This window comes from Agrobacterium sp. CCNWLW32, from assembly GCF_037083425.1.
Classification (GTDB): domain Bacteria; phylum Pseudomonadota; class Alphaproteobacteria; order Rhizobiales; family Rhizobiaceae; genus Agrobacterium; species Agrobacterium radiobacter.
This window is the reverse complement of the sequence record NZ_JBAOJM010000002.1, coordinates 1-24976: the sequence shown is the minus strand read 5'-3', so window position 1 is coordinate 24976 and position 24976 is coordinate 1. Positions and strand designations below refer to the sequence as shown.

Sequence of the window (24976 nt, the reverse complement as noted above, 5' to 3'; positions counted from 1 at the left end):
TCAAAACCGGAAAACAGGGCGCCTGTGGACAGCGCCGTTTGAAACAAGCGGATTTGTCTTAGTGGAAAATCCGGGCAAGGCAAAAGCCTTTCTTTCACGGCAAGCCCGATAAGGAGGTGACGCACCGTCCACAGCGGCGCGGCCGGGGCCGGAACGGCGTGTTTCATCAATAAATGGATCGTATCGCCTGATTGATTCGCGGGAAGACGAGGTTTTTCCGGGATGACGAAAATGTAAAAGCGCCGTCGTTTTCCACGCTAATCCCGAGTTTTCCAATATTGCCGGGAAATGCGGTGTAAAAATCACTAACGGCTTGAACGCGATCCCAAATCCGTTCATCAATTGGGCCGAAAATGTCATGGTTGCGGGCAATTTCCGCCACATTCGAAAGGCAATTCTTCATGCATGTAAGGTTTTCACGCAAATCCACGAAAGCTAGATCGATGCGTATGATGATTGCCGCCCTTCTGGCCGCCACCAACCTTTTGATGCCCATCAACAGCTTCGCGCAGAGCGTCGATGTGGAAGGCACGATCAGCAAGATCGATGCGAATGGGCTGAGCATTACGCTCAACGACGGCAAGACCTATCGCGTACCGGAAGAGTTCAATTTCGAAGGTCTGAAAGCGGGCGTGAAGGTCGTGGTTTTCTACACGGAAGTGGATGGCAAACGCGTGGTCGACGATCTTCAGGTCGTTGAGTAAGGCTGCGGTTGCGGCTTTGCCTGTGACGGGGCGAACCTCTGTAAACTTGTTCGGGAAGCACCAACATTTCCGTCATGCCGGACTTGATCCGGCATCCAGCCGACGCGTATCTGCGCGGCGGGATGAATCTTTTCAGCCCAAGGACTTGGGCTGGCTGGATTTCGGCTTAAGGCCGGAATGACGGGAGAGGGGTTGACCCATGCCCCTCACGAAATCCACTCCGCGCTGTTCCTGTTGATCTCGACCTTCAAAATCCGGTCCTGCGGAATCTGCGTTCGCGACGCCTCATCCTTGTCCATGCCTGATACCAGCCGGAAGATCGAGCGGATCACGCCGCCATGGCAGACGCAGATCGTTGGAACCTCAACGGAGGAAAGCCATGCGCCGATGCGCCAGGAGAGGATTTCATAACTTTCGGCATCCTGGCCGGGGGGAATGAAATCCCACTTGTTGGCCTTGCGCGCCTTCACCCGGTCCGGGAATTCTTTTTTCAGCTCCGGCAGGGTCTGGCCCTCCCAGTCGCCGAAGGAAACTTCGATCAGGCGATCGTCGGTGCGATAGGCGAGCGGATCGAGGCCCATCGCGGCGCGCATCAGTTCCATGGTTTCGCGTGTGCGCCCGAGCGGGCTTGCCACATAATCGAAGTCCGTGGCCTGTTCTCCCAGCAGATGCGCAAGGAGTTTGCCGTTACCGACCGCCTGCTGGCGGCCGAAATCGTTGAGCGGAATGTCTTTCTGGCCCTGAAGCCGGCGTATCGCATTCCAGTCCGTTTGTCCGTGCCGGATCACATAGACGAGCAAGGCGATACCCCGTTTTCAAACTTCGCAGGCTTAGTCCTTCACCACCGAGATGTCAGGCGCATCCACGGCCTTCATGCCGATGGTGTGGTAACCGGAATCGACATGGTGGATTTCGCCGGTCACGCCGGTGGAAAGGTCGGACAGCAGGTAAAGCGCCGACTTGCCGACTTCCTCGATGGAAACGGTGCGCTTCAGCGGCGCATTATATTCGTTCCACTTCAGAATATAGCGGAAATCGCCGATGCCGGAAGCCGCAAGCGTCTTGATCGGGCCGGCGGAAACGGCGTTGACGCGGATGCCGCGGTTGCCGAGGTCGACAGCGAGATAACGCACGCTGGCCTCAAGGGCAGCCTTGGCCACGCCCATCACGTTGTAATTCGGCATGACCTTCTCGGCGCCGTAATAGGTCAGCGTGATGATCGAGCCGCCATCATTCATGATCGGTTCCGCGCGCTTGGCCACAGCCGCCAGCGAGAAGACGGAAATGTCCATGGTGCGGTTGAAGTTGTCGCGGCTGGTATCGAGGTAACGGCCGGTCAGCTCGTCCTTGTCGGAAAAGGCGATGGCGTGCACGACGAAGTCGATCTTGCCCCAGTGCTTTTCCAGCCCGGCAAAAACCGCATCGATCGTCTCGAGATCGGTCACGTCACAGTGCCCGGCCATGAAGGCGCCAAGTTCCTGCGCCAGCGGCTCGACGCGCTTCTTCAATGCGTCGCCCTGCCAGGTGAGTGCGATTTCCGCGCCTGCGTCTGCGCAAGCCTTGGCAATGCCCCAAGCGATGGAACGATTATTGGCGACACCCATGATGAGGCCGCGTTTGCCAGCCATAAGACCGGATGCCTGAGCCATTTTGTGCTCCCTAATACTTTTGATCGGTCCTGCCTATGGCATAGGCTGCAATCCTGTTCAAGATTGCCAAAGATCATCAACTGTTAGGGAGCGTAACAAAGGGTGCGTTGTCCCGGCTATTCGCAAAACTTTCACAAATAAAGGCCTTCGCGCATGTGCCGCATCAGGTCGGTCACTTTCTCATCCGGCTTTTCGAGCAGGACGATGCGCAATTCGATGACGAGATCGCCCTGTCCACCCTTGCCGTCGGCAAGGCCCTTGCCGGCGAGGCGCAGCACGCGGTCCGAACCGGACCAGGCAGGAATGGTGATGTTTTCCTCGCCGAGCGGTGTCGCGACGTTCGTTTCACAACCCAGAACCGCGTCGCTGAGCGATATCGGCAGCGTTGTGTGAATATCGAAACCACGAAGGGAAAACGCGTCCTCGCGTGCGGTCAGCAATGTCACGGCAAGATCGCCGCGGGCCATGTTGGGAAGCTTCAGCCCCTGTCCCTTCAGCCGCACCACATGCCCGTCCGTCATGCCGGCTTCGAGCTGGAAGCGAACGTCGCGTTCGTCGGCAAGCGGCACGGTAATCCACTTGTGCTCCAGCAGATCGGCGACCGTGACGGTGGCTTCCGCGGTAATATCAGGCGCCTTTTCGGGGGCCGGCTGCGGGGTGCGGAACCGGCGCACGAGAGCATTGAAGAGATTGACGGCAAGTGAGGCGGGCGCGGTCCGGTCATCGCCAGCGCCGGGCGTGGTCTCGCCGGCCGCAGGCATATCGCCTTTTGCGGCGCTCGCGGCAGCCTTTGCCGCTTCCGCAGCCTGCTGCACCTTGGGATCGTTCTGCGCCTCGGCGCCAAAAATCCGCTCGACGATGTCTTCGGCGGTTTCCGCCTTGGCGTCGGTTTTCTGGCCGGTCTGCGCCCGGTTGCGGGCGTCGGCGCGGGCCAGTTCCTCCATCAGCTTTTCAGCCGCCTTGGCGCGCTCGGCGGCCTCGCGCGCGGCTTCCCGCTGCTGCATGATGGTTTCGCCGCGCTGCTTCTTCTCGGCCGCCCTGCGGGCCTGATCGTAGAGATCGCGCTTTTTGGGGTCTTTGAGAAGATCATAGGCCTGGCCGATCTCGGCGAATCGCGCCGAGGCATCGGGATCGTCGCGATTGGCGTCCGGATGGACGGTTTTCGCCTTCGTGCGCCAGGCGGCCTTGATTTCCTCGTGGCGGGCGTCACGTTTTACGCCGAGGATCGAATACGGATCGCGCATGCGAAACACCAGTTTACGTTGGCTCAGGCGCTGCCGCCCTTCATGGCGCAATCCTGAAACTAACCCCTCCGAAAAGGGCTGCCCGCGATCATTCGCCTGCACGCCCTCTGTCTAATCAACGTCGACTGTTGCAATAAGTTGCTAATCACTCCTTTACGGAGGAAGCGCGCTGCACCGAGGCCGGCTCTATTCCCTGTGGAAGGGTAAACAGATTATTTCTGCTCGAAGCGGGTCAGCAGCCATTCGCCGGTTTCCGACAGGCAGGCCTGTCCGGCATAGCTCGCAACACCCTCGAAGGAGTGACGCGTCGTTTTGAAATCGCGGCAGACGAAACCGCTCGATTTGTCTTCGTGAATGGCGGTGACGACGCCGGCGCTGCCGGTGGCCGCATTGGCCCAGGGCAGCGGCTGGTCGGCGAGCTTGGCGAGATCGGCCGAGGTTACCGCATTGCGGATCGTCGCATCGTCCGTCTGCGGCGCATTGTTCGGCTGGTTGGGAACGGAGGCCGTGGAAAGCGAGCGGTCGACCTTGTCGCCGCCGAACAGATCGAGGCTGACGCAGCCGCTCAGCACCACGAGCATTGACACGACGGCGGAAACTTCCGCTACCGACGAAAGGAGGCCCTTTGTTCGACTGTTCGACTTTGCTATGACGGTCACCATCTTTCACCAGAGATCATCTCTGGGGTCCAAATCAGCTCGGGAGCATTTTAGTCAATATGTCGGAAACGGGGTTAACATCCAGTGACTTCACGGAAGAAAATGAACCGTTCACGCTTTTTGCCGAATGGCTGAAGGACGCAACGGCTTCCGAAATCAACGATCCGAACGCGGTGGCGCTTGCCACCGTGGACGAAAATGGCCTGCCGAATGTGCGCATGGTGCTGCTGAAAGGCGTCGATGATCGCGGCTTTGTTTTCTACACGAATTTCGAAAGCCAGAAGGGCCGTGAGATCCTTGGTCAGAAAAAAGCGGCCATGTGTTTCCACTGGAAAAGTCTCCGCCGGCAGGTGCGCCTGCGCGGCGAGGTGGAGATCGTGAGTGATGAGGAGGCGGATGTCTACTACGCCTCGCGCCCGCGCGGCAGCCGCATCGGCGCCTGGGCTTCCAAACAGTCTCGGCCGCTGGAGGGCCGTTTCGCGCTGGAGAAGGCGGTCGCCGAATATACCGCCAGATATGCCATCGGCGAGATTCCGCGCCCGTCCCATTGGTCCGGTTTCCGCATTCGCCCGCTCAGCATCGAATTCTGGCACGACCGCAAGTTCCGCCTGCACGACCGCATCGAATTCCGTCGCGAGACGCCTGATGGTGCATGGTCCAAGGTCCGCATGTATCCGTAATCGCCCTCGGGGCAGGCCATCGCGGCCTGCCTATTTCAGCAGCGAATCAAACAGCGGCAGGCCGATGATCGCGGAAATGGCGATCAGCCCATAGCAGATGCGCCGGAACGACGCTTCGTCGGCAAGCCCGTGCAGCCGCGCCCCGGCATAAAGACCCGCGCCGTAAAAAGGCAATGCCAGCAGGAAAAACACGAAGACATCAACGGTGAACAGGCCGCCGACAAAATAGCTGGCGATGGAAAACACCGTGGAAACCGCGAAATAAAGAATGACATTGGCGCGCACGAAAGCGCCTTTCAGCGCTCCGCCCAGCCAATAGGCGACGACGGGCGGACCGCCCAGTTGCGCAGCGCCCGAAAACAGCCCGGCCAGAAGCCCGGTGAAGAGGGTGAGCGGCGTTTTCGGCCGGCCGCTGTAACGCCAGCCGGACACCAGAAATAAGAGCAGCACCACGACCACGCCGGAGATGAGCCAGCGCAGGGTCAATGGATCACCCTTGGAAAGCAGCAGGGTTCCAACCGGTACGCCGACAAAGGCGCCGGCCGCCATGATGAAAACCTCGCGCCGGTCCGCCATGCGAAAGGCGGGCGGTATCATGCCGAGCGTCAGGACGCCGTCCACCACCAGCAGTACCGCCGAGGCGACGCGCGGCCCGACGATGGCGCTGGCAAGCGGGATGAAAATCAGCGCTGCGCCGAAGCCGGAAAAGCCGCGGGCGAGGCCGGCAAGAAACGCGGCGCCCGCAAACATGGCGAGCAGCGTCGGACTATGCGCGGTGACGAGTGACGACAGGAAGTCGAGATGGGACATGGGTGATGGCACGTTTGTTCGAATATCTTTTCTCTATCTCGCTTGCATGCGCATGTCCCGGAAATTTCCGTTCATGGCTGCATGACGCACTGACGGGTCGACGCGGTCAGAGAATCATGGTTAGAGTTGTAGTGCGTGAACAAAGGATGAACAAATGTTTACTGACATGATGCGTCGGTTTGACGAGGCTTCGCAAAAATATGCCGCTGAAAACGGAATATTCCGCGATCCGGACTGGTACATGCTGAAGCTTCAGGAAGAGGTTGGCGAGATGACACAGGCCTGGAATCGGCTGACAGGACGGGCGCGCATCAAGGGCAGGAGCAAAGAGGAGATGAAGCGGGATCTGGCCGACGAAACCGCCGATCTCCTCGGCCATGTGCTGTTGCTGGCCTATTATAACGGTCTCGATATCGAGGGATCGATCGAGCGTAAGTGGCGTTTCAAGCCGGGAGCCTGACGACCGGCCGAACGGCGGCTTGATCCTTCGGGTATCTCACCGCTTTGATACAGCTAGGAGAAAGCGACGATAAAGAACAGGATCGCAAGAGCCGCAGCCACAGGCGTCATCACCAGCCGCTCCGGGCGGCTTTTCGACATGGCGTTTAATCCAACGCTCACTGCCAGATAACAGGCGATGATCCAGATGCCGGGTTCGATCCAGCCGGATGGCCAGACGTCCACATAGCCCGTCTTTTGCAGCGGAAAGGACGCGAAAAAGGCATAAATGAGTGGAGCCGCCGCGCTGGCAATTCTTTGCCGGACCGGCAATAGCCGGTGCGCGCCGCCCCAGGCAAGGCGACCGAAGGGCGCGCCGGCTGCAAGCGCGATCTGGAATACGCACAGAACCAGCAGTATCAGCGTCGCGAGCGACACGGCAACAGGCGGCATGATCACCCCGGTTATGAATACGCCGACGAAGGCGCTCGACCTATAGCGGCGTTCAAGCCGACACATGCTTCATCATGACGCCAAACGGCTAAGGACATGTGACGGCCGCCCGCGCTTTCGGCCCACCCGATTCTCATCTCAATCAGGCCTTTGCCTTTTGCAGAAGGCTTGCCACGGCGTGAAGGTCGCTTGCAACGGCAACGCACTTTTCCCGCATTTCCTCGGTCGGCGGCGCGACATCGGGCACCATGATCGTCAACATGCCCGCGGATGTGGCCGAGCGTACGCCTGAATAGGAATCCTCCAGCGCAAGGCAACGGCCCGGATCAAGGGAAAGCCGTCGGGCTGCGGTCAGATAGGGCATGGGCGCGGGTTTGGGTTCGGTATAGTCGCCGCGTGCGACGATGGTATCGAAACGTCTGAGAAGATCGTGGGGGCCGAGATGGCGCGTCACCGAATCGTGCTGCGACGAGGTGGCGATGGCGCGGCGGATATCGAGCCGGTCGAGAAGATCGAGAATGTCGATGACGCCCGGTTTCAGCGCCACGCCATCAGCCATCATCACACCAAGGTGCCGGAGCCAGGCGTCGCGGAAGCTGTCGATCGGAAAATCCGCGCCATAATCGGCAAAGATGGTGCCGGTAATGACATCCCACGGGCTGCCGCACACCTTCTGGTAGGTTTCGACCTTCATGCCATGGCCGCCTTCATCCGAGGCCGCCAGAAATGAATCGCGATAAAGCCTCTCGCTCTCGATCAGCAATCCGTCCATGTCGAACACCACGGCCTGCGGAAGAAAGGGCAACATGGCTTAACCGAACCGGAAAGGGCGTTCGCCGAGGCTCTCGAAAGGGCGGATCAGGTAACCATCGGGATCGGCGACGATGAATTGCCGGTTGCCCACTTCGACCGTGCCGCGCCTGTACCATTTTTCCTCCAGCGGCATCACGAGGTCGATCGAGGATCGCTCCAGCCGGAAAAGAATGGGTTGCAGGGAGGGAACGGCGAGCTGCAGGTTCATGCCGCGGCCGAGCGGAAATTCAAGCGCGGCATTTTCAGTCACGAATGTCCGGGTTGCGCCGATCTGGTCGATCATCAGCTGGGCATCCCCCAGCGCCAGATAGGTAAAGCCCTCTTCGGGGCGCTCATAGACCACATGAAAACCGATCAGGTCGCAATAAAAGGCGCGGCTTTTCTGCCAGTCGCTGACGGCGATTTCAGGAACGAGGGCATTTCGTATGATGGTCATGGTCTCCTTTGCCGCGCAGGCCCGGGATGGGAGATGGCCTGCGGCACGGGCTGATCTTACCGTCTTCCCGGCTGCACGCCAGAGGAAACCTCATCATGGCAGCCATGTGTGAGGCTGCGGGCTGAGATTGTCGCGGCAGGTTCAGCCTCTGGTGTCCCGCAATTTTCCTCCCGTCATTCCTGTGCCTGTCACAGGAATCCAGTCAGCCCAAGTCCTTGGGCTGAAAAGACCCTCTTGCCGCGCGGATGCGCGTCGACCGGAGTGACGGATGTGGGGATGGCACCGCTACATCACTTTTCCCGCGCTACAGATACGCATTGAGCGTCGTTACAGGCAGGTCGTGAGATTTACGCCTTCGTACCGCCGACGGTGATCTGATCCATGCGCAGATGCGGTTGACCGACGCCAACAGGCACCCATTGACCGGCCTTGCCGCAATTGCCGATGCCGGTATCGAGTTTGGAATCATTGCCGATCATCGAGACGCGCTTCATGGCGTCCGGCCCATTGCCGATCAGCATCGCGCCCTTCACCGGCGCGCCGATCCTGCCGTTCTCGATGAGATAGGCCTCGGTGCAGCCGAACACGAATTTGCCTGAGGTAATATCCACCTGGCCGCCGCCGAAGGAGACAGCATAGATGCCCTTCTTGACGGAGGCGATGATTTCTTCCGGCGTTTTGTCGCCTGACAGCATGTAGGTATTGGTCATGCGCGGCATCGGCACATAGGCATAACCCTGCCGGCGGCCGTTGCCGGTGGGCGTCGCACCCATGAGCCGGGCGTTCTGCCGGTCCTGCATGTAGCCGACCAGCCTGCCGTTCTCGATCAACACATTATATCCCGATGGCGTGCCTTCGTCATCGATCGTCAACGAGCCGCGGCGGCTGTCGATGGTGCCGTCATCCACCACGGTCACACCGGGGGCGGCCACCATTTCGCCCATCAGGCCGGCAAAGGCGGAGGTCTTCTTGCGGTTGAAGTCGCCCTCGAGGCCATGGCCCACCGCTTCATGCAGCATCACGCCCGGCCAGCCGGAACCCAGCACCACATCCATGGTGCCCGCCGGCGCATCGATGGCGGTGAGATTGACGAGCGCCTGACGCAGCGCCTCATCCGCACCGCGCTGCCAGTTTTCCGTGGTGATGAAATCGCCGAAGCCGACACGGCCGCCAATGCCGTAGGAGCCGCTTTCCTGCCGGTCGCCTTCGCCCGCCACAACGGAGATGTTGATGCGGGTCATCGGCCTGATATCGCTGACGCGATGTCCGTCGGCGCGCAGGATGTCCACCACCTGCCAGCTCGCGGAAATGGTTGCCGTCACCTGCCGGACATTCGGGTCCTTGTCGCGCAGATAGGCGTCGATATCGGTGAGAAGCTTCACCTTCTCCTCGAAGCTCGGGCTGCCGATCGGGTTCTCGTCGCCATAGAGCTTCTTGTTGGTGCGCTGCGGTGCTGCGGCATAAGAACCGGAATAACCTCTGGTAACCGCACCCACCGCATCCGAAGCGCGTTTCAGTGCGCTTTGCGAAAGCTCGCCCGCATGGGCATAGCCCACCGTTTCACCGGCAACGGCGCGCAGGCCAAAACCCTGATCGGTGTTGAAGGAGCCGCCCTTCAGCCGGCCATTGTCGAAGGTCAGCGATTCGGCTTGGGCATGTTCGATGAAGAGTTCGCCATCGTCAGCGCCGGCGAGCGCCTCGCCGACGAGCTTGCGCAATTGCGTTTCGTCGCAATCGAAGAGTTTTACAAGATCGTCGGTCATGGGAGGCTCCAGTCATTATCGTTCATGACCGATTTAGGCACTGGAGCCGACGGACGCAAGGCTGTCCCGTAATGGCAGGCGTCAGGGAAGCGCGTCGTAGCCCTCGGCAAAGCCCGAAAGCTCGATCGGAATACCCACGCGATCCTGATCAACGGCTTCGCGCAGCGCAAAAACCGCATTCTTGCCGGCGCGCAGAACCTTCAAGAGCTCGTCGTCAATATCCACTTCCACGTAGCAGCCTTCGGAGAAGCAGCGGGTGAAATAGGCGCGGCCGATATTATTATTGTCGATATAGAGCTCCATGCCATCCTTCAAAAGCACGCCGAGCGGCGCGAGGATGCGCAGGATTCGCGACTTGCGGTCGGCGGTTTTCAGCACCACCACCGAAAGGCCGACTTCCGGGCGGTCATCGGCAATCACGTTCTGCATGAGGGCGCATTGTTCTTCGGATGCACCCGCCGGCTTGTCGCAGATGACAGACCATGCGCCATGCGTCGACTTCGGCGTGCCGGGCGGCTGCTGTTGCGCCAGCGCTGCGGCAGCGGGGGCGATGATGGCAAGACCGGCGGCGGCAAGAAAAGTGCGCGCGAGCGGGGAAAGACGCATGGATACCTCTGGGATTCGAATCAGTGCGGCTATTTTGACGCCATAATCCGGAAAAAAAAGCCTCAGGGCTTCAATTCCAGCGGAGTTGGGCGGAAATAGGACCTGACCGCCTGTATGGGCGTCTGATTTGCCCGGCACGTCATTCGTTATCCGGCGGTGGAACCGACTGGAAGTCGGGGCTTTGTCGCATTTGGGCTGTTCGAAATCGCGTTCGGCGGGGCAGCTCAGACACAGGGTGCGGGAAAGTCGCCCGTGGATTGACCAATGGCAAAATTGGGGCATATCCGTGTCCCGACGCATATTGCGGCAGAGGACAAACTGTGGTTTGAAGTTAGTACCATTAGCATGGATTCTGCGTCTGTGATTGATCTAGATCAGACGCGTGAGGGAGAGGGTACCGTGAGGAATAGGATTTACGCAGCACTGGCGGGGATGACCTGTCTGCTCACGGCTGTCGGCGCCCACGCCGATCAGCCGGTGCATTGGCAAATGGGCATGCAGGAGGCCGCCACGCCGATCATGCACGAAATACGCTGGTTTGAACAATATACACTGTGGTTCATTGTTCCGGTTACGCTTTTCGTTCTTGCGCTGCTCATCATCGTTGCCTTGAAATTCCGCGCCGCGAAAAATCCGGTGGCTTCCAAGACCAGCCATAACACGGCGATCGAGGTTGTCTGGACGCTGGCGCCGGTTCTCATTCTCCTGTTCCTCGCTTTCCCCTCGTTCAATCTTCTGAACGCGCAGCTGACGCAGCCGGAAAACCCGGACCTGACGCTGAAGGCGACCGCCACGCAATGGCTGTGGAGCTATGAATATGCCGCCGCCGAGGGCGCCGAGCCGCTCTCCTTCGACAGCTATCTGCTGAAAGAGCAGGATCGCGCTGCTGCGGGCAAGGAGGACAAGGCCCGCTATCCGCGTCTTCTTGCGGTAGACAATGAAATGGTCGTTCCTGTCGGCAAGACCGTTCGCCTTCTGGTGACGGCGGCTCCGACGGATGTCATCCACGCCTTCGCCATGCCCGCTTTCGGCGTCAAGATCGACGCCGTTCCGGGCCGCCTCAACGAAACATGGTTCAAGCCGGAGAAGGAAGGCCTCTATTATGGCCAATGTTCCGAGCTTTGCGGCAAGGACCACGCCTTCATGCCGATCGCCATTCGGGTGGTTTCCGAACAGCAGTACAACGCCTGGCACGCCGCCGCCGCTTCAGACCTGAACGGCGCGAACCGGGCGCTGATGGCCTCCGTCGACGGCGCTCCGCGCACCGTTGACGTTGCCGCCAACGAAGCCAACTGAGACCTGGAGTGACGACAATGGCTGGACCTTCCGCACACGACGATCATCACTCGCATGGTCAATCCGCACATGACGATCATTCGCATGATGCGCATCATTCCCATACGCCGGGCTTTTTCGCCCGCTGGTTCCTGTCCACCAACCATAAGGACATCGGCACGCTCTACCTGATCTTCGCCATCATGGCGGGTATCATCGGCGGCGGTCTGTCGGTCGTCATGCGCATGGAACTGCAGGAGCCGGGCATCCAGATCTTCCACGGTCTGGCCTCCATGGTTTACGGCTTCGAGGGCGACGCTGCCATCGACGGCGGCAAGCACATGTTCAACGTGTTCACGACAGCGCACGCGCTCATCATGATCTTCTTCATGGTCATGCCGGCGATGATCGGCGGTTTCGCCAACTGGATGATCCCGATCATGATCGGCGCTCCTGACATGGCTTTCCCGCGCCTCAACAATATTTCCTTCTGGCTGATCGTCCCGGCCTTCATCCTGCTGCTCCTGTCGCTCTTCGTCGAAGGTCCGGCGGGTGCTTACGGCGTCGGCGGCGGCTGGACCATGTATCCGCCGCTATCGACCAGCGGCATGCCCGGACCGGCGGTGGATCTTGCGATCTTCTCGCTGCACGTTGCCGGCGCATCCTCGATCCTCGGCGCGATCAACTTCATCACCACCATCCTGAACATGCGCGCTCCGGGCATGACGCTGCACAAGATGCCGCTGTTTGCCTGGTCGGTTCTGGTCACCGCATTCCTGCTGCTGCTTTCCCTGCCGGTTCTGGCGGGTGGCATCACCATGCTTCTGACCGATCGCAACTTCGGCACGGCATTCTTCTCGCCGGAAGGCGGCGGTGATCCGATCCTCTACCAGCACCTGTTCTGGTTCTTCGGCCATCCGGAAGTGTATATCCTGATCCTGCCCGGCTTCGGCATCATCAGCCACATCGTGTCCACCTTCTCCAAGAAGCCGGTCTTCGGTTATCTCGGCATGGCCTATGCCATGGTGGCCATCGGCGCAGTCGGCTTCATCGTCTGGGCCCACCACATGTATACGGTCGGCCTGTCGCTCGAAGCGCAACGTTATTTCGTCTTCGCCACCATGGTCATCGCGGTGCCGACGGGTATCAAGATCTTCTCGTGGATCGCGACCATGTGGGGCGGTTCGCTGACCTTCTCGACCCCGATGGTCTGGGCGATCGGCTTCATCTTCCTGTTCACCGTCGGTGGCGTCACCGGCGTGCAGCTCGCCAATGCCGGTCTCGACCGTTCGCTGCACGACACCTATTACGTCGTCGCCCACTTCCACTACGTGCTGTCGCTCGGTGCGGTCTTCGCGATCTTCGCCGGCTGGTATTACTGGTTCCCGAAGATCACCGGCTACATGTACAGCGAGTTCATCGGCAAGCTGCATTTCTGGGTCATGTTCGTCGGCGTGAACCTGATCTTCTTCCCGCAGCACTTCCTTGGTCTCGCCGGCATGCCGCGCCGCTATATCGATTATCCCGATGCCTATGCCGGCTGGAACCTGGTGTCTTCTTACGGTTCGTATATCTCGGCCGTTGCCGTGGGTATCTTCCTCTTCGGCGTCTGGGAAGCCTTCGCCAAGAAGCGGATCGCCGGCAACAATCCCTGGGGTGAGGGTGCGACCACGCTCGAATGGCAGCTGTCTTCGCCGCCGCCTTACCACCAGTGGGAACAGCTGCCGCGCATTCGCTGATGCGCGGCCCCGGAAGGCGCGGGCAGGACTCGCAAATTCCGGACGCTCAAAAACAAGGGACGGTACGGCCTTGGTCAGCGCCGTTTCCTTGAGGCGGGAATGCCCGTTGCCGCGTGACATTTTGTCCAAGCGAAGCATATCGTCCGACATGATACATGCCCCGGACGTGATAAATGCCAAGTCTGGCCTTTATGAATGAGCAGCGCAGACGAATGGCGGGATGGGCGCGGTCACAGGGCCGGGCAAATGGTATCGGTTCTTCCGGATGCCGCCCATGCCGGAACGTTCGGACCAATGAATTGACGCATCGCGCATGCCGGAAATCACATTCGTTTTCGGGCCGGTGCAGGGGATGTCGCGACAGGCGGCGCCTGAAGGAAAACAGGACAGGAAATGAGCATTATCGACAATCGCGACATGCTGGGCGTGAAGGGCTCCGAACTTTCGGAAGCCGGCGCGCGCGATTATTTCGAGTTGCTGAAGCCGCGCGTCATGTCGCTCGTCGTCTTCACGGCCTTTGCGGGCCTCGTGCTGGCGCCGGGCGAAATCAACCCGGTGCTCGGCATCATCGCCATTCTCTGCATCGCTGTCGGCGCCGGCGCGTCCGGCGCACTCAACATGTGGTATGATGCCGATATCGACGCCGTGATGAGCCGCACCGCAAAGCGGCCGATCCCGTCGGGTCGTATCGCGCCGCGCGAGGCCTTGGCCTTCGGTTTGACGCTGTCGGCCTTTTCGGTGGTCATTCTCGGTCTTGCGGTCAACTGGTTCTCGGCCGGCCTGCTTGCCTTCACCATCTTCTTTTACGCCGTCGTCTATACGATGTGGCTGAAGCGCTCGACGCCGCAGAACATCGTCATCGGCGGTGCCGCCGGCGCTTTCCCGCCCATGCTCGGCTGGGCCTGCGTCACCGGCGGCGTTTCGCTTGATAGCATCATCCTGTTCCTCATCATCTTCCTGTGGACACCGGCGCATTTCTGGGCGCTGGCGCTCTTCAAGATGCGTGATTACGGCGCCGTCGGCATTCCGATGATGCCGAATGTGGCGGGCGAACGCTCTACCAAGAACCAGATGATCGTTTATGCGGTGCTGACCGCGGCTGCGGCTGTTGCGCCTTATTTCACGGGTCTGGCGAGCGCCGGTTACGGCATTTTCGCAGCCGTGCTGAGCGCAATCTTCGTCTACTGTTCGTTCGATGTCCGGCGCATGCCTGAGGGCGACGAGAAAATGCTGCCGGCCAAGAAGATGTTCGCCTATTCGGTGCTTTATCTCTTCGCCATCTTCTCCGGCCTTCTGGCCGATCATTTCGCGCCGGCCCTCAAGGCCGTCATGTCGGGAGTCCTGTGATGGAAACGGTGGAACTGAGCGCGGCTCAGAAAAAATCGAGACGCGGGCGCAACATTGCGCTCGGCGTTTTGCTCGCCGGCCTGGTGGTGCTGTTCTACGTCATCACCATCATCAAGATCGGCTCGCACTGACGGGCTGATTGAGGGGAGAGGAGGAGGAGGAGATGGCAAATATGGAAACGCAGACGGCAGCGACCGGCAGGCAGAAGGTGAGCAATCGCTCCATTCTCGTGCTCTGTCTGGTGTTTTTCTGCGCCATGATCGGCATGGCCTATGCCGCCGTACCGCTCTACACCCTGTTCTGCCGCGTCACCGGCTATAACGGCACGACCCAGCGCGTCGAGCAATATTCCGACGTCATTCTCGACAAGACCATCAACGTCACCTTCGACGCGAATACGTCGAACGGCCTCAACTGGGATTTCCAGCCGGTCGACAGGAAGGTCACGCCGAAGATCGGCGAAACGGTGCAGGTGACTTTCAAGGCGACGAACCGTTCACCCGTGGCGACCACGGGCACGGCGGTCTTCAACGTCACGCCGATGGAAGCAGGGGCCTATTTCAACAAGGTGGAATGTTTCTGCTTCACCGAAACGACGCTGCAGCCGGGTGAAACGCTGGAAATGCCGGTGGTATTTTTTGTCGATCCTGACATCGCCACGGCGCGCGAGACCAAGAGCATTCATACTTTAACGCTGTCCTATACGTTTTATCCGGCCAAAACCGAAAAACCGGTTGCGTCCTTGCCGGTAAAAACTGAATCTGGCGAAAGCAAATTGTGAGAGGAGATCCGGCCTTTTGTTTAAGGCCGGATCAGGGAAGAGATACCAGGGGATTGTCGCAATGGCAGATACGCATCAGAAGAACCACGATTACCACATCATCGATCCAAGCCCCTGGCCGCTTCTGGCCTCGATCGGCGCCTTCATCCTGACATTTGGCGGCGTCTGCTACATGCGTTACCTGTCGGGCGGCTCCTTCAAGCTGTTCGGTGCGGAACTCGCCAATCCCTGGCTTTTCTATATCGGTCTCGTTATCGTGCTCTACACCATGTATGCGTGGTGGGCGGATACGATCAAGGAAGCCAATGAGGGCAGCCACACCCGCGTCGTTTCGCTTCACCTGCGCTACGGCATGATCATGTTCATCGCCTCAGAAGTGATGTTCTTCGTCGCGTGGTTCTGGGCCTATTTCGATGCCAGCCTCTTCCCGCACGAGGCCATTCAGGCGTCCCGCCTCGAATATACCGGCGGGCAATGGCCGCCAAAGGGCATCGAGGTCATCGATCCCTGGCATCTGCCGCTCTACAACACCGTCATCCTGCTTCTGTCGGGCACCTGCGTCACCTGGGCCCACCATTCCCTGCTGCACAATGACCGCAAGGGCCTGATCACCGGTCTGGTGCTCACCGTTGCGCTCGGCATCCTGTTCTCCACCGTGCAGGTTTACGAATACATGCATGCGCCGTTCGACTTCAAGAATTCGATCTATGGCGCGACCTTCTTCATGGCCACCGGTTTCCACGGTTTCCACGTCTTCGTCGGCACGGTCTTCCTGCTTGTCTGCCTGTTCCGCGCCATTGCCGGCGGTTTCACGCCCAAGCAGCATTTCGGTTTCGAAGCGGCCGCCTGGTACTGGCATTTCGTTGACGTCGTCTGGCTGTTCCTGTTCTTCGCCATCTATATCTGGGGTGGCTGGGGCGCGCCGGTGCACGGCTGATCGCACCGATAATGGAGGGGCGGCAATCGCCGCCCTGATGTCCGGGGCGAGTTTCCCGCACGCCCGGCGCCATTCTCGGGTTCGACCCGAGAATTCAGATCGGTGGTGTGCAAATCCTCGGGTCACGCCCGGGGATGACGGAGGAGGGAGCCTCCGTCGACACTTCACGGGCAGCGGTTGCTGCCCTCGTGCCTGAGCCCCTCTCCAGAGGGGTGGTTTGCAGGCGGAAGCGGGAGGTCATATGTCAGAACCCGGAAACGGCAATTTCGCGCCGGTAGATCCCATCAAGGTCGGGCTCAAAGGCTGCTGCCCGCGTTGCGGCAACGGCAGGCTGTTCGATGGTTTTCTGACCATAAAGCCCACCTGCAGCGCCTGCGGGCTGGATTACGGTTTTGCCGATGCGGGCGATGGCCCGGCCGTCTTTGTCATGCTGATCGTCGGTTTTCTGGTCGTCGGGCTGGCGCTCTGGGTCGATCAGCGTTTTGCGCCGCCCGTCTGGGTGCATGTCATGCTGTGGTTGCCGTTTACGGTAATTGTCTCCCTGGTGCTGCTGCGCAAACTGAAGGGGATCATGATTGCGCTGCAATACAAGAACAATGCAAGCGAAGGCAGGCTTGATCGTGAATGACGTTTCCCACATGAAGGCCGCGGAAAGGCGCGTCTGGTTCGCCGCGCCGCTGGTGCTGCTGGCGCTTGCCATCCTTCTCGGGCTTGGCACCTGGCAGGTGAAGCGGCTCTACTGGAAAGAGGCGTTGATGGCCGATATCGAGGAGCGGCGGAGTGCAAATCCGGTGACGCTTGCCGATATCGAGGCGATCGCAAAAAGCGGCGGCGATATCGAATATCGCAGGGTCAGCCTTTCCGGCACCTTCGATCATGCCCATGAGCGGCATTTCTTCGCCACCCATCAGGGCCGGACCGGTTATTACATCTATACGCCGCTGACGCTTGCGGACGGCCGCATTCTCTTCGTCAATCGCGGCTTCGTGCCTTTCGAGATGAAAGAGCCCGCCAAACGGCCCGACGGGCAGGTAACCGGCGAAGTGACAATAACGGGGTTGGCGCGCGCGCCGCTCGTGGCAAAGCCATCATCGCTGCTGCCTGACAATGATATCGCCAAGAATATCTTCTACTGGAAAGATCTGGCGGCCATGGCTTCCAGCGCCGAAATTCCGTCCGAGCGGTTGGTCAATCTCTTCGTGGATGCCGATGCCACGCCCAATCCGGGTGGCTGGCCTGAAGGCGGCGTGACGCTGATAGATTTGCCCAACAATCACCTGCAATATGCGATAACGTGGTATGGCTTGGCGGCTGCCCTTGTCATCGTCGCCGGTTTTGCCTATTTCCGGAACGGCAAGGCGCAGGGTGAATAAAGCGCGCCGCGTCCGGTAGGGCAGTTGATCGGGCAAGACCACGGTGCCGGCCAAGGAGCTGGCCAAGGAGCTGGAATGAACATCGCCGTTTCCAAACCCCCTTTGACGATAAGGCTGTGCGGACCGCGCGGCTTTTGCGCGGGCGTGGACCGGGCGATCCAGATCGTCGTGCTGGCGCTGAAAGCCTATGGCGCGCCGGTCTATGTCCGTCACGAAATCGTGCATAACCGCTATGTGGTGGAGGGGCTGGAAGCCAAGGGTGCGGTCTTCGTCGAGGAGCTGCACGAAATCCCCACCGAGCATCGCGAGCAGCCGGTGGTTTTCTCCGCCCATGGCGTGCCGAAATCAGTGCCTGAGGACGCACAGGCGCGTAACCTGTTTTATCTCGATGCCACTTGCCCGCTGGTCTCCAAGGTCCACAAGCAGGCCATGCGCCACCAGCGGCTTGGCCGCCATGTGGTGCTGATCGGCCATGCCGGCCACCCCGAGGTCATCGGCACCATGGGCCAGCTTCCCGAAGGTACCGTCTCGCTGATCGAGACGGTGGAGGATGCCGGCCGTTATGAACCGCTGGACCGTGAAAATCTCGGCTTCGTTACCCAGACGACATTGTCGGTTGATGACACCGCCGGCGTTATCGCCAGGCTGCAGGAACGTTTCCCGGCCATTCAGGCGCCCGCCGCCGACAGCATCTGTTACGCAACCACCAATCGTCAGGATGCGGTGAAGCAGGCAGCCCCCGGCTGTGACCTGTTCATCGTTGTCGGTGCGCCCAATTCCTCCAATTCCAAGCGGCTGGTGGAAGTGGCGCTGCGCGCCGGGGCCAAGCGCTCCGTGCTGGTGCAGCGGGCCTCGGAAATCGACTGGGATGAAATCGGCGATATCAGCACCGTCGGCCTCTCGGCCGGTGCTTCCGCACCTGAGGTTATCGTTGACGAGATCATCGAGGCCTTCAAGGCGCGTTTCGACACCACGCTCGATCTTGCCGTAACGGTTGAGGAAACGGAACATTTCCTCGTCAATCGCGAGCTGCGCAGCATCGAGCTGACGACGGATGATATGGCCTTCGTCAACGGCAATGCCAGCAATGCGCTGCCGCCGAAAACCGCCGCCGGCATTTAAAGCTGGATGATGCTGCCTGTGAGCGGTTTCCGTCTCACAGGCGTCATCCATCGAGATTTCCACTCCGTCCTTCATCAAGAGATTTGAAATTGGCAGTTTATACTGATATCACCGAAGATGATCTGAGGAATTTCCTCACGCAGTACGACGTCGGCAGCCTCACCTCTTACAAGGGCATTGCCGAGGGCGTCGAAAACTCCAATTTCCTGCTGCATACCACCAAGGACCCGCTGATCCTGACGCTTTATGAAAAGCGCGTGGAGAAAAACGATCTGCCCTTCTTCCTCGGCCTCATGCAGCATCTGGCAGCCAAGGGCCTGTCCTGCCCCTTGCCGCTGCCGCGCAAGGATGGCGAATTGCTGGGAGAATTGTCGGGCCGGCCGGCGGCGCTGATTTCCTTTCTTGAAGGCATGTGGCTGAGAAAGCCGGAGGCGAAACATTGCCGGGAAGTCGGCAAGGCACTCGCTGCCATGCATCTGGCCGGTGAAGGCTTCGAGATCAAGCGGCCGAATGCGCTCTCCGTCGAAGGCTGGAAGGTGCTTTGGGACAAGTCCGAAGCGCGCGCTGATGAGGTGGAGAAGGGCCTGAAAGACGAGATTCGCCCTGAGATCGATTATCTCGCCGCCCATTGGCCGAAAGATTTGCCGGCCGGCGTCATCCATGCCGATCTGTTTCAGGACAATGTGTTTTTCCTCGGCGACGAACTTTCCGGCCTGATCGACTTTTATTTCGCCTGCAACGACCTGCTCGCTTATGACGTCTCGATCTGCCTCAATGCCTGGTGCTTCGAAAAGGACGGCGCTTACAACGTCACCAAGGGCAAGGCGCTGCTGGAAGGCTACCAGTCGGTGCGTCCGCTGAGCGAAGCGGAGCTGGAAGCGCTGCCGCTTCTGGCGCGCGGTTCGGCGCTGCGCTTCTTCCTGACGCGGCTTTACGACTGGCTGACGACGCCCGAGGGCGCGCTGGTGGTGAAGAAGGACCCGCTGGAATATCTGCGCAAACTGCGGTTCCACCGTTCCATCGCCAATGTCGCCGAATACGGGCTGGCGGGCGAATGAAACATGTCGATATTTTCACCGATGGCGCCTGCTCCGGCAATCCCGGTCCGGGCGGATGGGGCGCCGTGCTGCGTTACGGCGAGGTGGAGAAGGAACTCTGCGGCGGCGAGGCCGAGACCACCAATAACCGCATGGAATTGATGGCGGCGATTTCGGCGCTCAATGCGCTGAAGAGCCCCTGCGAGGTCGATCTTTATACCGACAGCGCCTATGTCAAGGACGGCATCACCAAGTGGATTTTCGGCTGGAAAAAGAAAGGCTGGAAGACGGCTGATAACAAGCCGGTCAAGAATGTCGAGCTATGGCAGGCGCTGGAGGCGGCACAGCAACGTCACAAGGTCACCCTGCACTGGGTCAAGGGCCATGCCGGCCATCCTGAAAACGAGCGCGCCGATGAACTGGCGCGAAAGGGCATGGAGCCCTTCAAACGGCGGTAATGGAAGCCTGCTCTATCTTGGGTCGGCGAAAATAGAGCCGACTTGATCTCGGGCCCCATTATCCGGGGTTGTGAAAACCGAAACCCGACCTATCTTGTCGTCAAGGGGGTGCTCCAGTGGCGCCCAACGGAGGAGAGAAATCCGGATGATCCTGCATTGTGTATTTTTACGCTTCAAGGCCGCAACGGCGTCTTCTGAAAAACAGGCAATATTCGAGGCGATCGCTGCCCTGAAAGATGTCATCCCCGGCATCATTGATGTGAAATACGGCCAGAATGTCTCGCCCGAAGGGCTGAATGGCGGTTTTGTTGATGGTTTCATCGTGACGCTGGAAAGCCCCGAGGCCCGCGACGACTATCTCGCCCATCCGCAGCACATGGAAGTGGGGGAGCGTCTCGTGTCGCTCACCGACGGCGGTCTCGCCGGGCTTCTGGTGTTCGATATGAATGTTTGAGAGGGCGGCCGAGCCGCCCTTTATTCTTCAATGCGAATGCCTGTAGTGAGATCGTATCACTAAGTGTGCCGTCACCCCGGACTTGATCCGGGGTCCAGTGCGGTCAAGTCCTTGATCGCGAAAGACTTTTCTCACGGCGCAGACGCGCCGTGGCTGGATGCCGGATCAAGTCCGGCATGACGGAAAGTTGGAGCCTTTACATTTACAAGGAGAGACCAAGCTCGCCCTCAAAGCTGCTCGATCATCGCCGCAGCGGCAGAGACCGTTGCCTGGCCGGGGTTCTCTTCAACGTTGAGCGACTTCACCACGCCGTCTTCCACCAGCATCGAATAACGCTTGGAGCGCACGCCAAGGCCGCCGCCGGACAGATCGGCATCGAGGCCGAGCGCCTTGGTGAAGGACGCATCCCAGTCGGCGAGGAAATGAATCTTGCCCTGACCACCAGACGATTGCGCCCATGCGCCCATGACGTGCCAGTCATTGACGGCGACGACGGCGATATCGTCCACGCCCTTGGAAAGAATGGCGTCACGGTTTTCGAGATAACCCGGCAGGTGGTTCAGCGAGCAGGTGGGGGTGAAAGCGCCGGGAACGGCAAAGAGAACCACCTTCTTGCCGCCGAAAAGTGCGTCCGTGGTGGTTTCCACCGGGCCGTCGGCCGTCTTTTCCTTGAAGGTTGCGGAAGGCAGTTTTTCGCCGATCTTTATGGTCATGTCCGTGCTCCTGTAGCCGTTCGGTTCGCGCGACTATAGAGCACGAAAATGAAAGCTGTCATGCGGTTTTCGAGATAATTTCCCCCGCAGAAACACCGCTTACGGCTTCGGGAAATTCAGCATGGTCTCCATGGCCCGGTCGCCTGACTTGACCAGAATGGGCCAGCTGTTGCCCTGCACCTGATAGGTTTTCGGCAGGCCCTTGATGTTCATGTAAAAGGAGAGCTTGCGCTTGTCGCGCACCAGGTTCTGCGGCTCGTAATAGGCAAAACCGGAGGGACCCGCGATGAATATTTCGGTCTCCTTGGGTGCGTTTTCCGGAAGCTGCAGCTGCACGCCGAGCATGGTCTTGTCGGGCGTGATGTGGAAATCGATCACCTTGAAATCGTCGGAGGCCGCCTCGGGCAGCGTTTCGCGCGCCTCTTCGAGAAGACGGCGTTCCTCGCTGTCATCATCACCCGCATTGCCGCGGTCGATGGAAAACTTCGCTTCGAAGGGAATGCAGATATTCTGGCACACGCCGATAAAGGCGGTGAGGTCTATCTTCCCGCTTGCTGCCGGGTCGGCGGCTTTCAGCTGAAACGGAAGGCTGACGGCGTGGTCATAGCCGATATCGGTGATGTCGCCGTTTTCGATCAGCTTCGGAACCGGATAGGCCATGGTGGTAAGCGCCACGCCGCTTGCCGGATCGGGCGTTATCTGCGGCGGTATGCCTGCTTCGCCCGGTTCGCGCCAATAGGTGATCCAGCCGTCCTTCGGCTCGATCTGCAGCACGCCGCGCACCACGCCGTCCGCATCCATGGCAAGGCTTGCCACGCGCATCAGGCCGCCCTCGCTTCTGGCCCAGTCGGTAATTTCGGCCTGGGCGGCTTGCATGCCGCCGAGGAGGGCGGCAAATGCGGCCGCGAGACGAAGATGTGAAAATCGAAAGAATATCCTGACGCTCATGCTTCCCGTCTAACCCAACATCGCCCGACGGACCAGTTACGAATTCGTGCGGTTCATCATTTTCGGTTGATTGATCGGGCGCGATGCCGCATCCTGTCCTCTGTCGAAGTGCGAACGCCGTTTTCCGTTGAGCGACGGAATTCGGTCTGCTGGAGGCGCCGGTGAGCTTTTCAACCCTGATGGACAAACGCGAACGTGGCTTTCTCGATGGCCAGTTCCTCATCGCGATGCCGGGGCTGGACGACGGCAATTTTGCCCGTGCGGTGATCTATATCTGCGCCCACTCGGATGTCGGGGCCATGGGCTTCATCATCAACCGGCCGCAGCAGATCACGTTTACGGATATTCTGCTGCATCTGAAGCTGGTGGATAGCAACGACGCCATCATGCTGCCCAACCGCACCCGCGAATTTCCGATCCAGTGCGGCGGCCCGGTTGAATCCGGCCGGGGGTTCGTGCTGCATTCGGATGATTACCTCAGCGAATCAAGCATTCCGGTCAGCGATGACATTTCGCTCACCGCAACGCTTGATATCGTCCGCGCCATTTCCAACGGCCGCGGCCCGCAAAGGGCGACCATGATGCTCGGTTATGCCGGCTGGGGTCCGGGCCAGCTGGAAAACGAGATCGCCAATAATGGCTGGCTGAATTGCCCCGCTGCGGAAGAGCTGATCTTCGACCGTGGACTGGACAATAAATACGAGCGGGCGCTGGCCCTGATGGGCGTCGATGCGCGCATGCTCTCCACGGATGCCGGGCACGCCTGAGCCCCAGCAGAATTCCTGCCCCTTTCGGCTGGAACCAAATCCTGACCCCTGACGTTACCCACCCGGAAAGCCGGACAGACAGTACGGCTAAACTAGGGAGCAGTAATATGGGTAGCACATCTGACAAGATCGCCGGTAAAGCCAATGAAGTTGCTGGCAAGGTGAAGAAGAGCGTCGGCGAAGCGACGGGCAATAATGAATTGCGCGCCAAGGGTGCCGCCCAGGAAACCAAGGGCAAGGTTCAGAGCTCCGTCGGCAAGGCGAAGGACGCCGTCAAGGGCGCCGTCGACCGCATGTAATTCTGCATGAAACATTGCGCCTCTCCCACGATGCGGCGCATGCAGCGCATGTGTTATCGCACATGCGCTCTTGTCATGTGAGGGCCATGACGACCGGGCCGCTACGCCTGCGCCTTCACATCTTATCTCTGCTTTTCTTTCACCCGTCCCATCCAAGGGTTTCATACATGAAGCTTTTCTCCTGCGCATCCTGCGGCCAGCCTGTCCATTTCGACAATCGCTTCTGTGTCTCCTGCGGCCATCGTCTGGCTTTCGTGCCGGAACGGCTTTCCATGGAAGCGCTGGCGCCTGCGGGTGAACCGAACTGGCAGATCGTCGCCCAGCCGGAAAAGCAGGTGCGGTTTTGCGCCAATGAGGTGAATGATATCTGCAACTGGTCTGTGCCGGCGGAAAGCGCCAATGCCTTTTGCCCGGCCTGCAGCCACAATCGCCTGGTGCCTGATATGGCCACAGAGCAGGGGATTGAACAATGGCACCGCATCAGTCAGGCGCAGCGGCACCTGTTTTATTCGATCCTGCGGCTTGGCCTGCCGCATCCCAATCGTGATGCTGACCCCGCAGGCGGCCTCGTCTTCGACTTTCTGGTGGATGAGGTGGCGCTCGATGGTTCCGTCATTCCCGCCATGACCGGCCACGACGAAGGCCTGATCGCCATCCGCGCGGCCGAGGCCGATGACGCGACGCGCGAACAGGTGCGCGCCAACATGAACGAGCCATACCGCACCATGCTTGGCCACTTCCGCCACGAGGTCGGGCACTTCATCTGGAACAAGCTGGTGCGGGACGAAAACCGGCTGGAGGCCTGCCGCGCCGTCTTTGGTGACGAGCGCGAGGATTATGGCGCCGCCCTGCAACGCAATTATGATGGCGGGCCGCGCCGCGACTGGCAGGAGAATTTCATCAGTTCCTATGCCTCGGTCCACCCCTGGGAGGATTTCGCCGAATGTTTCGCCCATTATCTGCATATCGTCGATACGCTCGAAACCGCGCGCGCCTTCGGTGTGGCGATCGATCCTGATGGGCACGAGGAAATGGCGGCGGAAGTGACGTTCGATCCCTATAAGGCCCGCAGCGCCGCGCAGCTGGTGAAAGCCTGGATCCCGCTCAGCGTCGCCATCAATTCCATCCAGCGTAGCATGGGGGAGGCGGACCTTTATCCCTTCGTGCTGACGCCGCCGGTGGTGGCGAAGATGGAGTTCATCCACGACCTGTTACATGGGAGCGTGGCGGCGGATGCGCAGCCGGTGATGATGGTTCAGTAAATATTCGGTGTGCAGGTTGAAAATCCGAGACGTTCCGGGGAGCATTAGCCCTCTCCGTCGTCATCCTCGGGCTTGTCCCGAGGATCTGCCGTCGGTAGTTTTAGCATGCGTGATTAGATCCTCGGGACAAGCCCACTACTGTCCGGTTTAAATTTGCGGCCATTGGAAGGCCATCTGGTTTTGGTTTGTGGGTTTGTCTGGTGGCGGGT

The 24976-nt window shown here is 59.8% G+C and carries 31 protein-coding genes; 18 read left to right on the top strand and 13 right to left on the bottom strand.

Features of this window, described 5'->3' with window-relative positions:
* Positions 1-360 carry a hypothetical protein gene (locus tag V6R85_RS04050; RefSeq protein ID WP_162266764.1) on the bottom strand — a complete coding sequence of 120 codons (360 nt, stop codon included), beginning with the start codon at positions 358-360 and terminating at the stop codon, positions 1-3.
* 83 nt (positions 361-443) lie between these two features.
* Between V6R85_RS04050 and V6R85_RS04045 the strand changes: the two genes are divergently transcribed.
* Positions 444-704, top strand: a complete 261-nt coding sequence (locus V6R85_RS04045; RefSeq protein WP_003509170.1) for a DUF1344 domain-containing protein — start codon at positions 444-446, stop codon at positions 702-704.
* A gap of 206 nt (positions 705-910) precedes the next feature.
* Here V6R85_RS04045 and V6R85_RS04040 read toward each other — a convergent pair whose 3' ends face one another.
* The 4 genes from V6R85_RS04040 to V6R85_RS04025 all read right to left on the bottom strand — a co-directional run bounded on the left by V6R85_RS04040 (position 911) and on the right by V6R85_RS04025 (position 4259).
* A complete protein-coding gene (locus V6R85_RS04040) occupies positions 911-1504 on the bottom strand; it encodes a histidine phosphatase family protein (protein ID WP_060722990.1) in 594 nt (197 codons plus the stop codon).
* A 30-nt stretch (positions 1505-1534) separates the two neighbouring features.
* Positions 1535-2353, bottom strand: coding sequence for an enoyl-ACP reductase FabI (gene fabI, locus V6R85_RS04035; protein ID WP_003509163.1), 819 nt, complete (start codon positions 2351-2353; stop codon positions 1535-1537).
* A gap of 131 nt (positions 2354-2484) precedes the next feature.
* A complete protein-coding gene (locus tag V6R85_RS04030) occupies positions 2485-3597 on the bottom strand; it encodes a DnaJ C-terminal domain-containing protein (RefSeq protein ID WP_111833666.1) in 1113 nt (370 codons plus the stop codon).
* A gap of 212 nt (positions 3598-3809) precedes the next feature.
* A complete protein-coding gene (locus V6R85_RS04025) occupies positions 3810-4259 on the bottom strand; it encodes an RT0821/Lpp0805 family surface protein (protein WP_026363698.1) in 450 nt (149 codons plus the stop codon).
* 56 nt (positions 4260-4315) lie between these two features.
* On the opposite strand from V6R85_RS04025, the gene pdxH reads away from it, so the two are divergent.
* Positions 4316-4936: a pyridoxamine 5'-phosphate oxidase gene (gene pdxH, locus V6R85_RS04020; RefSeq protein WP_087743481.1), complete on the top strand. Its 621-nt coding sequence runs from the start codon at positions 4316-4318 to the stop codon at positions 4934-4936.
* 30 nt (positions 4937-4966) lie between these two features.
* Here the strand turns inward: pdxH and V6R85_RS04015 are convergent, their stop codons facing one another.
* Complete coding sequence (locus V6R85_RS04015; RefSeq protein WP_162686155.1) at positions 4967-5746, bottom strand: sulfite exporter TauE/SafE family protein; 780 nt, start codon at positions 5744-5746, stop codon at positions 4967-4969.
* 154 nt (positions 5747-5900) lie between these two features.
* Here V6R85_RS04015 and V6R85_RS04010 point away from each other — a divergent pair, with 154 nt between their 5' ends.
* Positions 5901-6206, top strand: a complete 306-nt coding sequence (locus V6R85_RS04010; RefSeq protein WP_111784584.1) for a MazG nucleotide pyrophosphohydrolase domain-containing protein — start codon at positions 5901-5903, stop codon at positions 6204-6206.
* Positions 6207-6259: 53 nt separating this feature from the next.
* Here V6R85_RS04010 and V6R85_RS04005 read toward each other — a convergent pair whose 3' ends face one another.
* From V6R85_RS04005 to V6R85_RS03985, 5 genes are all read right to left on the bottom strand, one after another.
* Positions 6260-6637: a hypothetical protein gene (locus V6R85_RS04005; protein ID WP_020010605.1), complete on the bottom strand. Its 378-nt coding sequence runs from the start codon at positions 6635-6637 to the stop codon at positions 6260-6262.
* A 142-nt stretch (positions 6638-6779) separates the two neighbouring features.
* A complete protein-coding gene (locus tag V6R85_RS04000; RefSeq protein WP_111833665.1) occupies positions 6780-7445 on the bottom strand; it encodes an HAD family hydrolase in 666 nt (221 codons plus the stop codon).
* A 3-nt stretch (positions 7446-7448) separates the two neighbouring features.
* The gene (locus tag V6R85_RS03995; protein WP_060722997.1) at positions 7449-7886 is read right to left on the bottom strand and encodes a bleomycin resistance protein; all 438 of its coding nucleotides are present in this window, start codon (positions 7884-7886) and stop codon (positions 7449-7451) included.
* 347 nt (positions 7887-8233) lie between these two features.
* Positions 8234-9649, bottom strand: coding sequence for a metalloprotease TldD (gene tldD / locus V6R85_RS03990; protein ID WP_020010608.1), 1416 nt, complete (start codon positions 9647-9649; stop codon positions 8234-8236).
* Positions 9650-9730: 81 nt separating this feature from the next.
* Positions 9731-10255, bottom strand: coding sequence for an invasion associated locus B family protein (locus V6R85_RS03985; RefSeq protein WP_003521101.1), 525 nt, complete (start codon positions 10253-10255; stop codon positions 9731-9733).
* Positions 10256-10687: 432 nt separating this feature from the next.
* Between V6R85_RS03985 and coxB the strand changes: the two genes are divergently transcribed.
* From coxB to V6R85_RS03925, 12 genes are all read left to right on the top strand, one after another.
* Positions 10688-11551 carry a cytochrome c oxidase subunit II gene (gene coxB, locus V6R85_RS03980; RefSeq protein WP_003509143.1) on the top strand — a complete coding sequence of 288 codons (864 nt, stop codon included), beginning with the start codon at positions 10688-10690 and terminating at the stop codon, positions 11549-11551.
* Positions 11552-11568: 17 nt separating this feature from the next.
* Positions 11569-13269 carry a cytochrome c oxidase subunit I gene (ctaD, locus tag V6R85_RS03975; protein ID WP_003509141.1) on the top strand — a complete coding sequence of 567 codons (1701 nt, stop codon included), beginning with the start codon at positions 11569-11571 and terminating at the stop codon, positions 13267-13269.
* 393 nt (positions 13270-13662) lie between these two features.
* Entirely contained in the window at positions 13663-14616 is a 954-nt protein-coding gene (gene cyoE / locus V6R85_RS03970) for a heme o synthase (protein ID WP_003509139.1), read from the top strand.
* Positions 14616-14747, top strand: a complete 132-nt coding sequence (locus V6R85_RS03965) for a hypothetical protein (protein WP_003509137.1) — start codon at positions 14616-14618, stop codon at positions 14745-14747. The genes cyoE and V6R85_RS03965 overlap by 1 nt, the downstream gene beginning before the upstream one ends.
* A gap of 32 nt (positions 14748-14779) precedes the next feature.
* The gene (locus V6R85_RS03960; RefSeq protein WP_060722999.1) at positions 14780-15397 is read left to right on the top strand and encodes a cytochrome c oxidase assembly protein; all 618 of its coding nucleotides are present in this window, start codon (positions 14780-14782) and stop codon (positions 15395-15397) included.
* A gap of 61 nt (positions 15398-15458) precedes the next feature.
* Positions 15459-16334 carry a cytochrome c oxidase subunit 3 gene (locus tag V6R85_RS03955; protein WP_003509131.1) on the top strand — a complete coding sequence of 292 codons (876 nt, stop codon included), beginning with the start codon at positions 15459-15461 and terminating at the stop codon, positions 16332-16334.
* Between the two features lie 241 nt (positions 16335-16575).
* Complete coding sequence (locus tag V6R85_RS03950) at positions 16576-16962, top strand: DUF983 domain-containing protein (protein WP_060726087.1); 387 nt, start codon at positions 16576-16578, stop codon at positions 16960-16962.
* 10 nt (positions 16963-16972) lie between these two features.
* The gene (locus V6R85_RS03945) at positions 16973-17707 is read left to right on the top strand and encodes an SURF1 family protein (protein WP_080866537.1); all 735 of its coding nucleotides are present in this window, start codon (positions 16973-16975) and stop codon (positions 17705-17707) included.
* Between the two features lie 75 nt (positions 17708-17782).
* Positions 17783-18829 carry a 4-hydroxy-3-methylbut-2-enyl diphosphate reductase gene (ispH, locus tag V6R85_RS03940; RefSeq protein WP_003509126.1) on the top strand — a complete coding sequence of 349 codons (1047 nt, stop codon included), beginning with the start codon at positions 17783-17785 and terminating at the stop codon, positions 18827-18829.
* Between the two features lie 89 nt (positions 18830-18918).
* On the top strand, positions 18919-19887 hold the full coding sequence (locus V6R85_RS03935; RefSeq protein WP_060726395.1) for a homoserine kinase: 969 nt from the start codon (positions 18919-18921) through the stop codon (positions 19885-19887).
* Positions 19884-20324, top strand: a complete 441-nt coding sequence (gene rnhA, locus V6R85_RS03930; RefSeq protein ID WP_020010617.1) for a ribonuclease HI — start codon at positions 19884-19886, stop codon at positions 20322-20324. Before V6R85_RS03935 ends, rnhA begins: the two co-directional genes overlap by 4 nt.
* 145 nt (positions 20325-20469) lie before the next feature.
* Positions 20470-20778 carry a Dabb family protein gene (locus tag V6R85_RS03925; protein ID WP_003494265.1) on the top strand — a complete coding sequence of 103 codons (309 nt, stop codon included), beginning with the start codon at positions 20470-20472 and terminating at the stop codon, positions 20776-20778.
* A 227-nt stretch (positions 20779-21005) separates the two neighbouring features.
* Here the strand turns inward: V6R85_RS03925 and V6R85_RS03920 are convergent, their stop codons facing one another.
* Together V6R85_RS03920 and V6R85_RS03915 are read right to left on the bottom strand one after the other, a co-directional pair.
* Positions 21006-21491: a peroxiredoxin gene (locus V6R85_RS03920; RefSeq protein ID WP_003509120.1), complete on the bottom strand. Its 486-nt coding sequence runs from the start codon at positions 21489-21491 to the stop codon at positions 21006-21008.
* A gap of 99 nt (positions 21492-21590) precedes the next feature.
* Positions 21591-22439, bottom strand: coding sequence for a protein-disulfide reductase DsbD domain-containing protein (locus tag V6R85_RS03915; RefSeq protein ID WP_003509118.1), 849 nt, complete (start codon positions 22437-22439; stop codon positions 21591-21593).
* A gap of 161 nt (positions 22440-22600) precedes the next feature.
* On the opposite strand from V6R85_RS03915, the gene V6R85_RS03910 reads away from it, so the two are divergent.
* The 3 genes from V6R85_RS03910 (at position 22601) to V6R85_RS03900 (ending at position 24767) form a co-directional block, all read left to right on the top strand.
* Positions 22601-23206, top strand: coding sequence for a YqgE/AlgH family protein (locus tag V6R85_RS03910; protein WP_111833664.1), 606 nt, complete (start codon positions 22601-22603; stop codon positions 23204-23206).
* Between the two features lie 107 nt (positions 23207-23313).
* Positions 23314-23505: a CsbD family protein gene (locus V6R85_RS03905; RefSeq protein WP_003509115.1), complete on the top strand. Its 192-nt coding sequence runs from the start codon at positions 23314-23316 to the stop codon at positions 23503-23505.
* Between the two features lie 167 nt (positions 23506-23672).
* Positions 23673-24767 (top strand): zinc-binding metallopeptidase family protein, encoded by a 1095-nt coding sequence (locus V6R85_RS03900; RefSeq protein WP_020810744.1) that lies wholly within the window; start codon positions 23673-23675, stop codon positions 24765-24767.
* Positions 24768-24976 lie beyond the last annotated feature (209 nt).

What these genes read in the sequence shown, in the direction of transcription:
- V6R85_RS04025 (WP_026363698.1), bottom strand. Translation starts at nt 4,259, where the DNA reads ATGGTGACCGTCATAGCAAAGTCGAACAGTCGAACAAAGGGCCTCCTT.
- V6R85_RS04005 (WP_020010605.1), bottom strand. Translation starts at nt 6,637, where the DNA reads ATGCCGCCTGTTGCCGTGTCGCTCGCGACGCTGATACTGCTGGTTCTG.
- V6R85_RS03905 (WP_003509115.1), top strand. Translation starts at nt 23,314, where the DNA reads ATGGGTAGCACATCTGACAAGATCGCCGGTAAAGCCAATGAAGTTGCT.
- V6R85_RS04010 (WP_111784584.1), top strand. Translation starts at nt 5,901, where the DNA reads ATGTTTACTGACATGATGCGTCGGTTTGACGAGGCTTCGCAAAAATAT.
- ctaD (WP_003509141.1), top strand. Translation starts at nt 11,569, where the DNA reads ATGGCTGGACCTTCCGCACACGACGATCATCACTCGCATGGTCAATCC.
- V6R85_RS04030 (WP_111833666.1), bottom strand. Translation starts at nt 3,597, where the DNA reads ATGCGCGATCCGTATTCGATCCTCGGCGTAAAACGTGACGCCCGCCAC.
- rnhA (WP_020010617.1), top strand. Translation starts at nt 19,884, where the DNA reads ATGAAACATGTCGATATTTTCACCGATGGCGCCTGCTCCGGCAATCCC.
- V6R85_RS03925 (WP_003494265.1), top strand. Translation starts at nt 20,470, where the DNA reads ATGATCCTGCATTGTGTATTTTTACGCTTCAAGGCCGCAACGGCGTCT.
- pdxH (WP_087743481.1), top strand. Translation starts at nt 4,316, where the DNA reads ATGTCGGAAACGGGGTTAACATCCAGTGACTTCACGGAAGAAAATGAA.
- V6R85_RS04000 (WP_111833665.1), bottom strand. Translation starts at nt 7,445, where the DNA reads ATGTTGCCCTTTCTTCCGCAGGCCGTGGTGTTCGACATGGACGGATTG.
- V6R85_RS03985 (WP_003521101.1), bottom strand. Translation starts at nt 10,255, where the DNA reads ATGCGTCTTTCCCCGCTCGCGCGCACTTTTCTTGCCGCCGCCGGTCTT.
- V6R85_RS03900 (WP_020810744.1), top strand. Translation starts at nt 23,673, where the DNA reads ATGAAGCTTTTCTCCTGCGCATCCTGCGGCCAGCCTGTCCATTTCGAC.
- fabI (WP_003509163.1), bottom strand. Translation starts at nt 2,353, where the DNA reads ATGGCTCAGGCATCCGGTCTTATGGCTGGCAAACGCGGCCTCATCATG.
- V6R85_RS03955 (WP_003509131.1), top strand. Translation starts at nt 15,459, where the DNA reads ATGGCAGATACGCATCAGAAGAACCACGATTACCACATCATCGATCCA.
- V6R85_RS03950 (WP_060726087.1), top strand. Translation starts at nt 16,576, where the DNA reads ATGTCAGAACCCGGAAACGGCAATTTCGCGCCGGTAGATCCCATCAAG.
- V6R85_RS03960 (WP_060722999.1), top strand. Translation starts at nt 14,780, where the DNA reads ATGGCAAATATGGAAACGCAGACGGCAGCGACCGGCAGGCAGAAGGTG.
- V6R85_RS04015 (WP_162686155.1), bottom strand. Translation starts at nt 5,746, where the DNA reads ATGTCCCATCTCGACTTCCTGTCGTCACTCGTCACCGCGCATAGTCCG.
- V6R85_RS04050 (WP_162266764.1), bottom strand. Translation starts at nt 360, where the DNA reads ATGACATTTTCGGCCCAATTGATGAACGGATTTGGGATCGCGTTCAAG.
- V6R85_RS03945 (WP_080866537.1), top strand. Translation starts at nt 16,973, where the DNA reads ATGAAGGCCGCGGAAAGGCGCGTCTGGTTCGCCGCGCCGCTGGTGCTG.
- V6R85_RS04045 (WP_003509170.1), top strand. Translation starts at nt 444, where the DNA reads ATGCGTATGATGATTGCCGCCCTTCTGGCCGCCACCAACCTTTTGATG.
- ispH (WP_003509126.1), top strand. Translation starts at nt 17,783, where the DNA reads ATGAACATCGCCGTTTCCAAACCCCCTTTGACGATAAGGCTGTGCGGA.
- tldD (WP_020010608.1), bottom strand. Translation starts at nt 9,649, where the DNA reads ATGACCGACGATCTTGTAAAACTCTTCGATTGCGACGAAACGCAATTG.
- cyoE (WP_003509139.1), top strand. Translation starts at nt 13,663, where the DNA reads ATGAGCATTATCGACAATCGCGACATGCTGGGCGTGAAGGGCTCCGAA.
- coxB (WP_003509143.1), top strand. Translation starts at nt 10,688, where the DNA reads ATGACCTGTCTGCTCACGGCTGTCGGCGCCCACGCCGATCAGCCGGTG.
- V6R85_RS03920 (WP_003509120.1), bottom strand. Translation starts at nt 21,491, where the DNA reads ATGACCATAAAGATCGGCGAAAAACTGCCTTCCGCAACCTTCAAGGAA.
- V6R85_RS03915 (WP_003509118.1), bottom strand. Translation starts at nt 22,439, where the DNA reads ATGAGCGTCAGGATATTCTTTCGATTTTCACATCTTCGTCTCGCGGCC.
- V6R85_RS03995 (WP_060722997.1), bottom strand. Translation starts at nt 7,886, where the DNA reads ATGACCATCATACGAAATGCCCTCGTTCCTGAAATCGCCGTCAGCGAC.
- V6R85_RS03965 (WP_003509137.1), top strand. Translation starts at nt 14,616, where the DNA reads ATGGAAACGGTGGAACTGAGCGCGGCTCAGAAAAAATCGAGACGCGGG.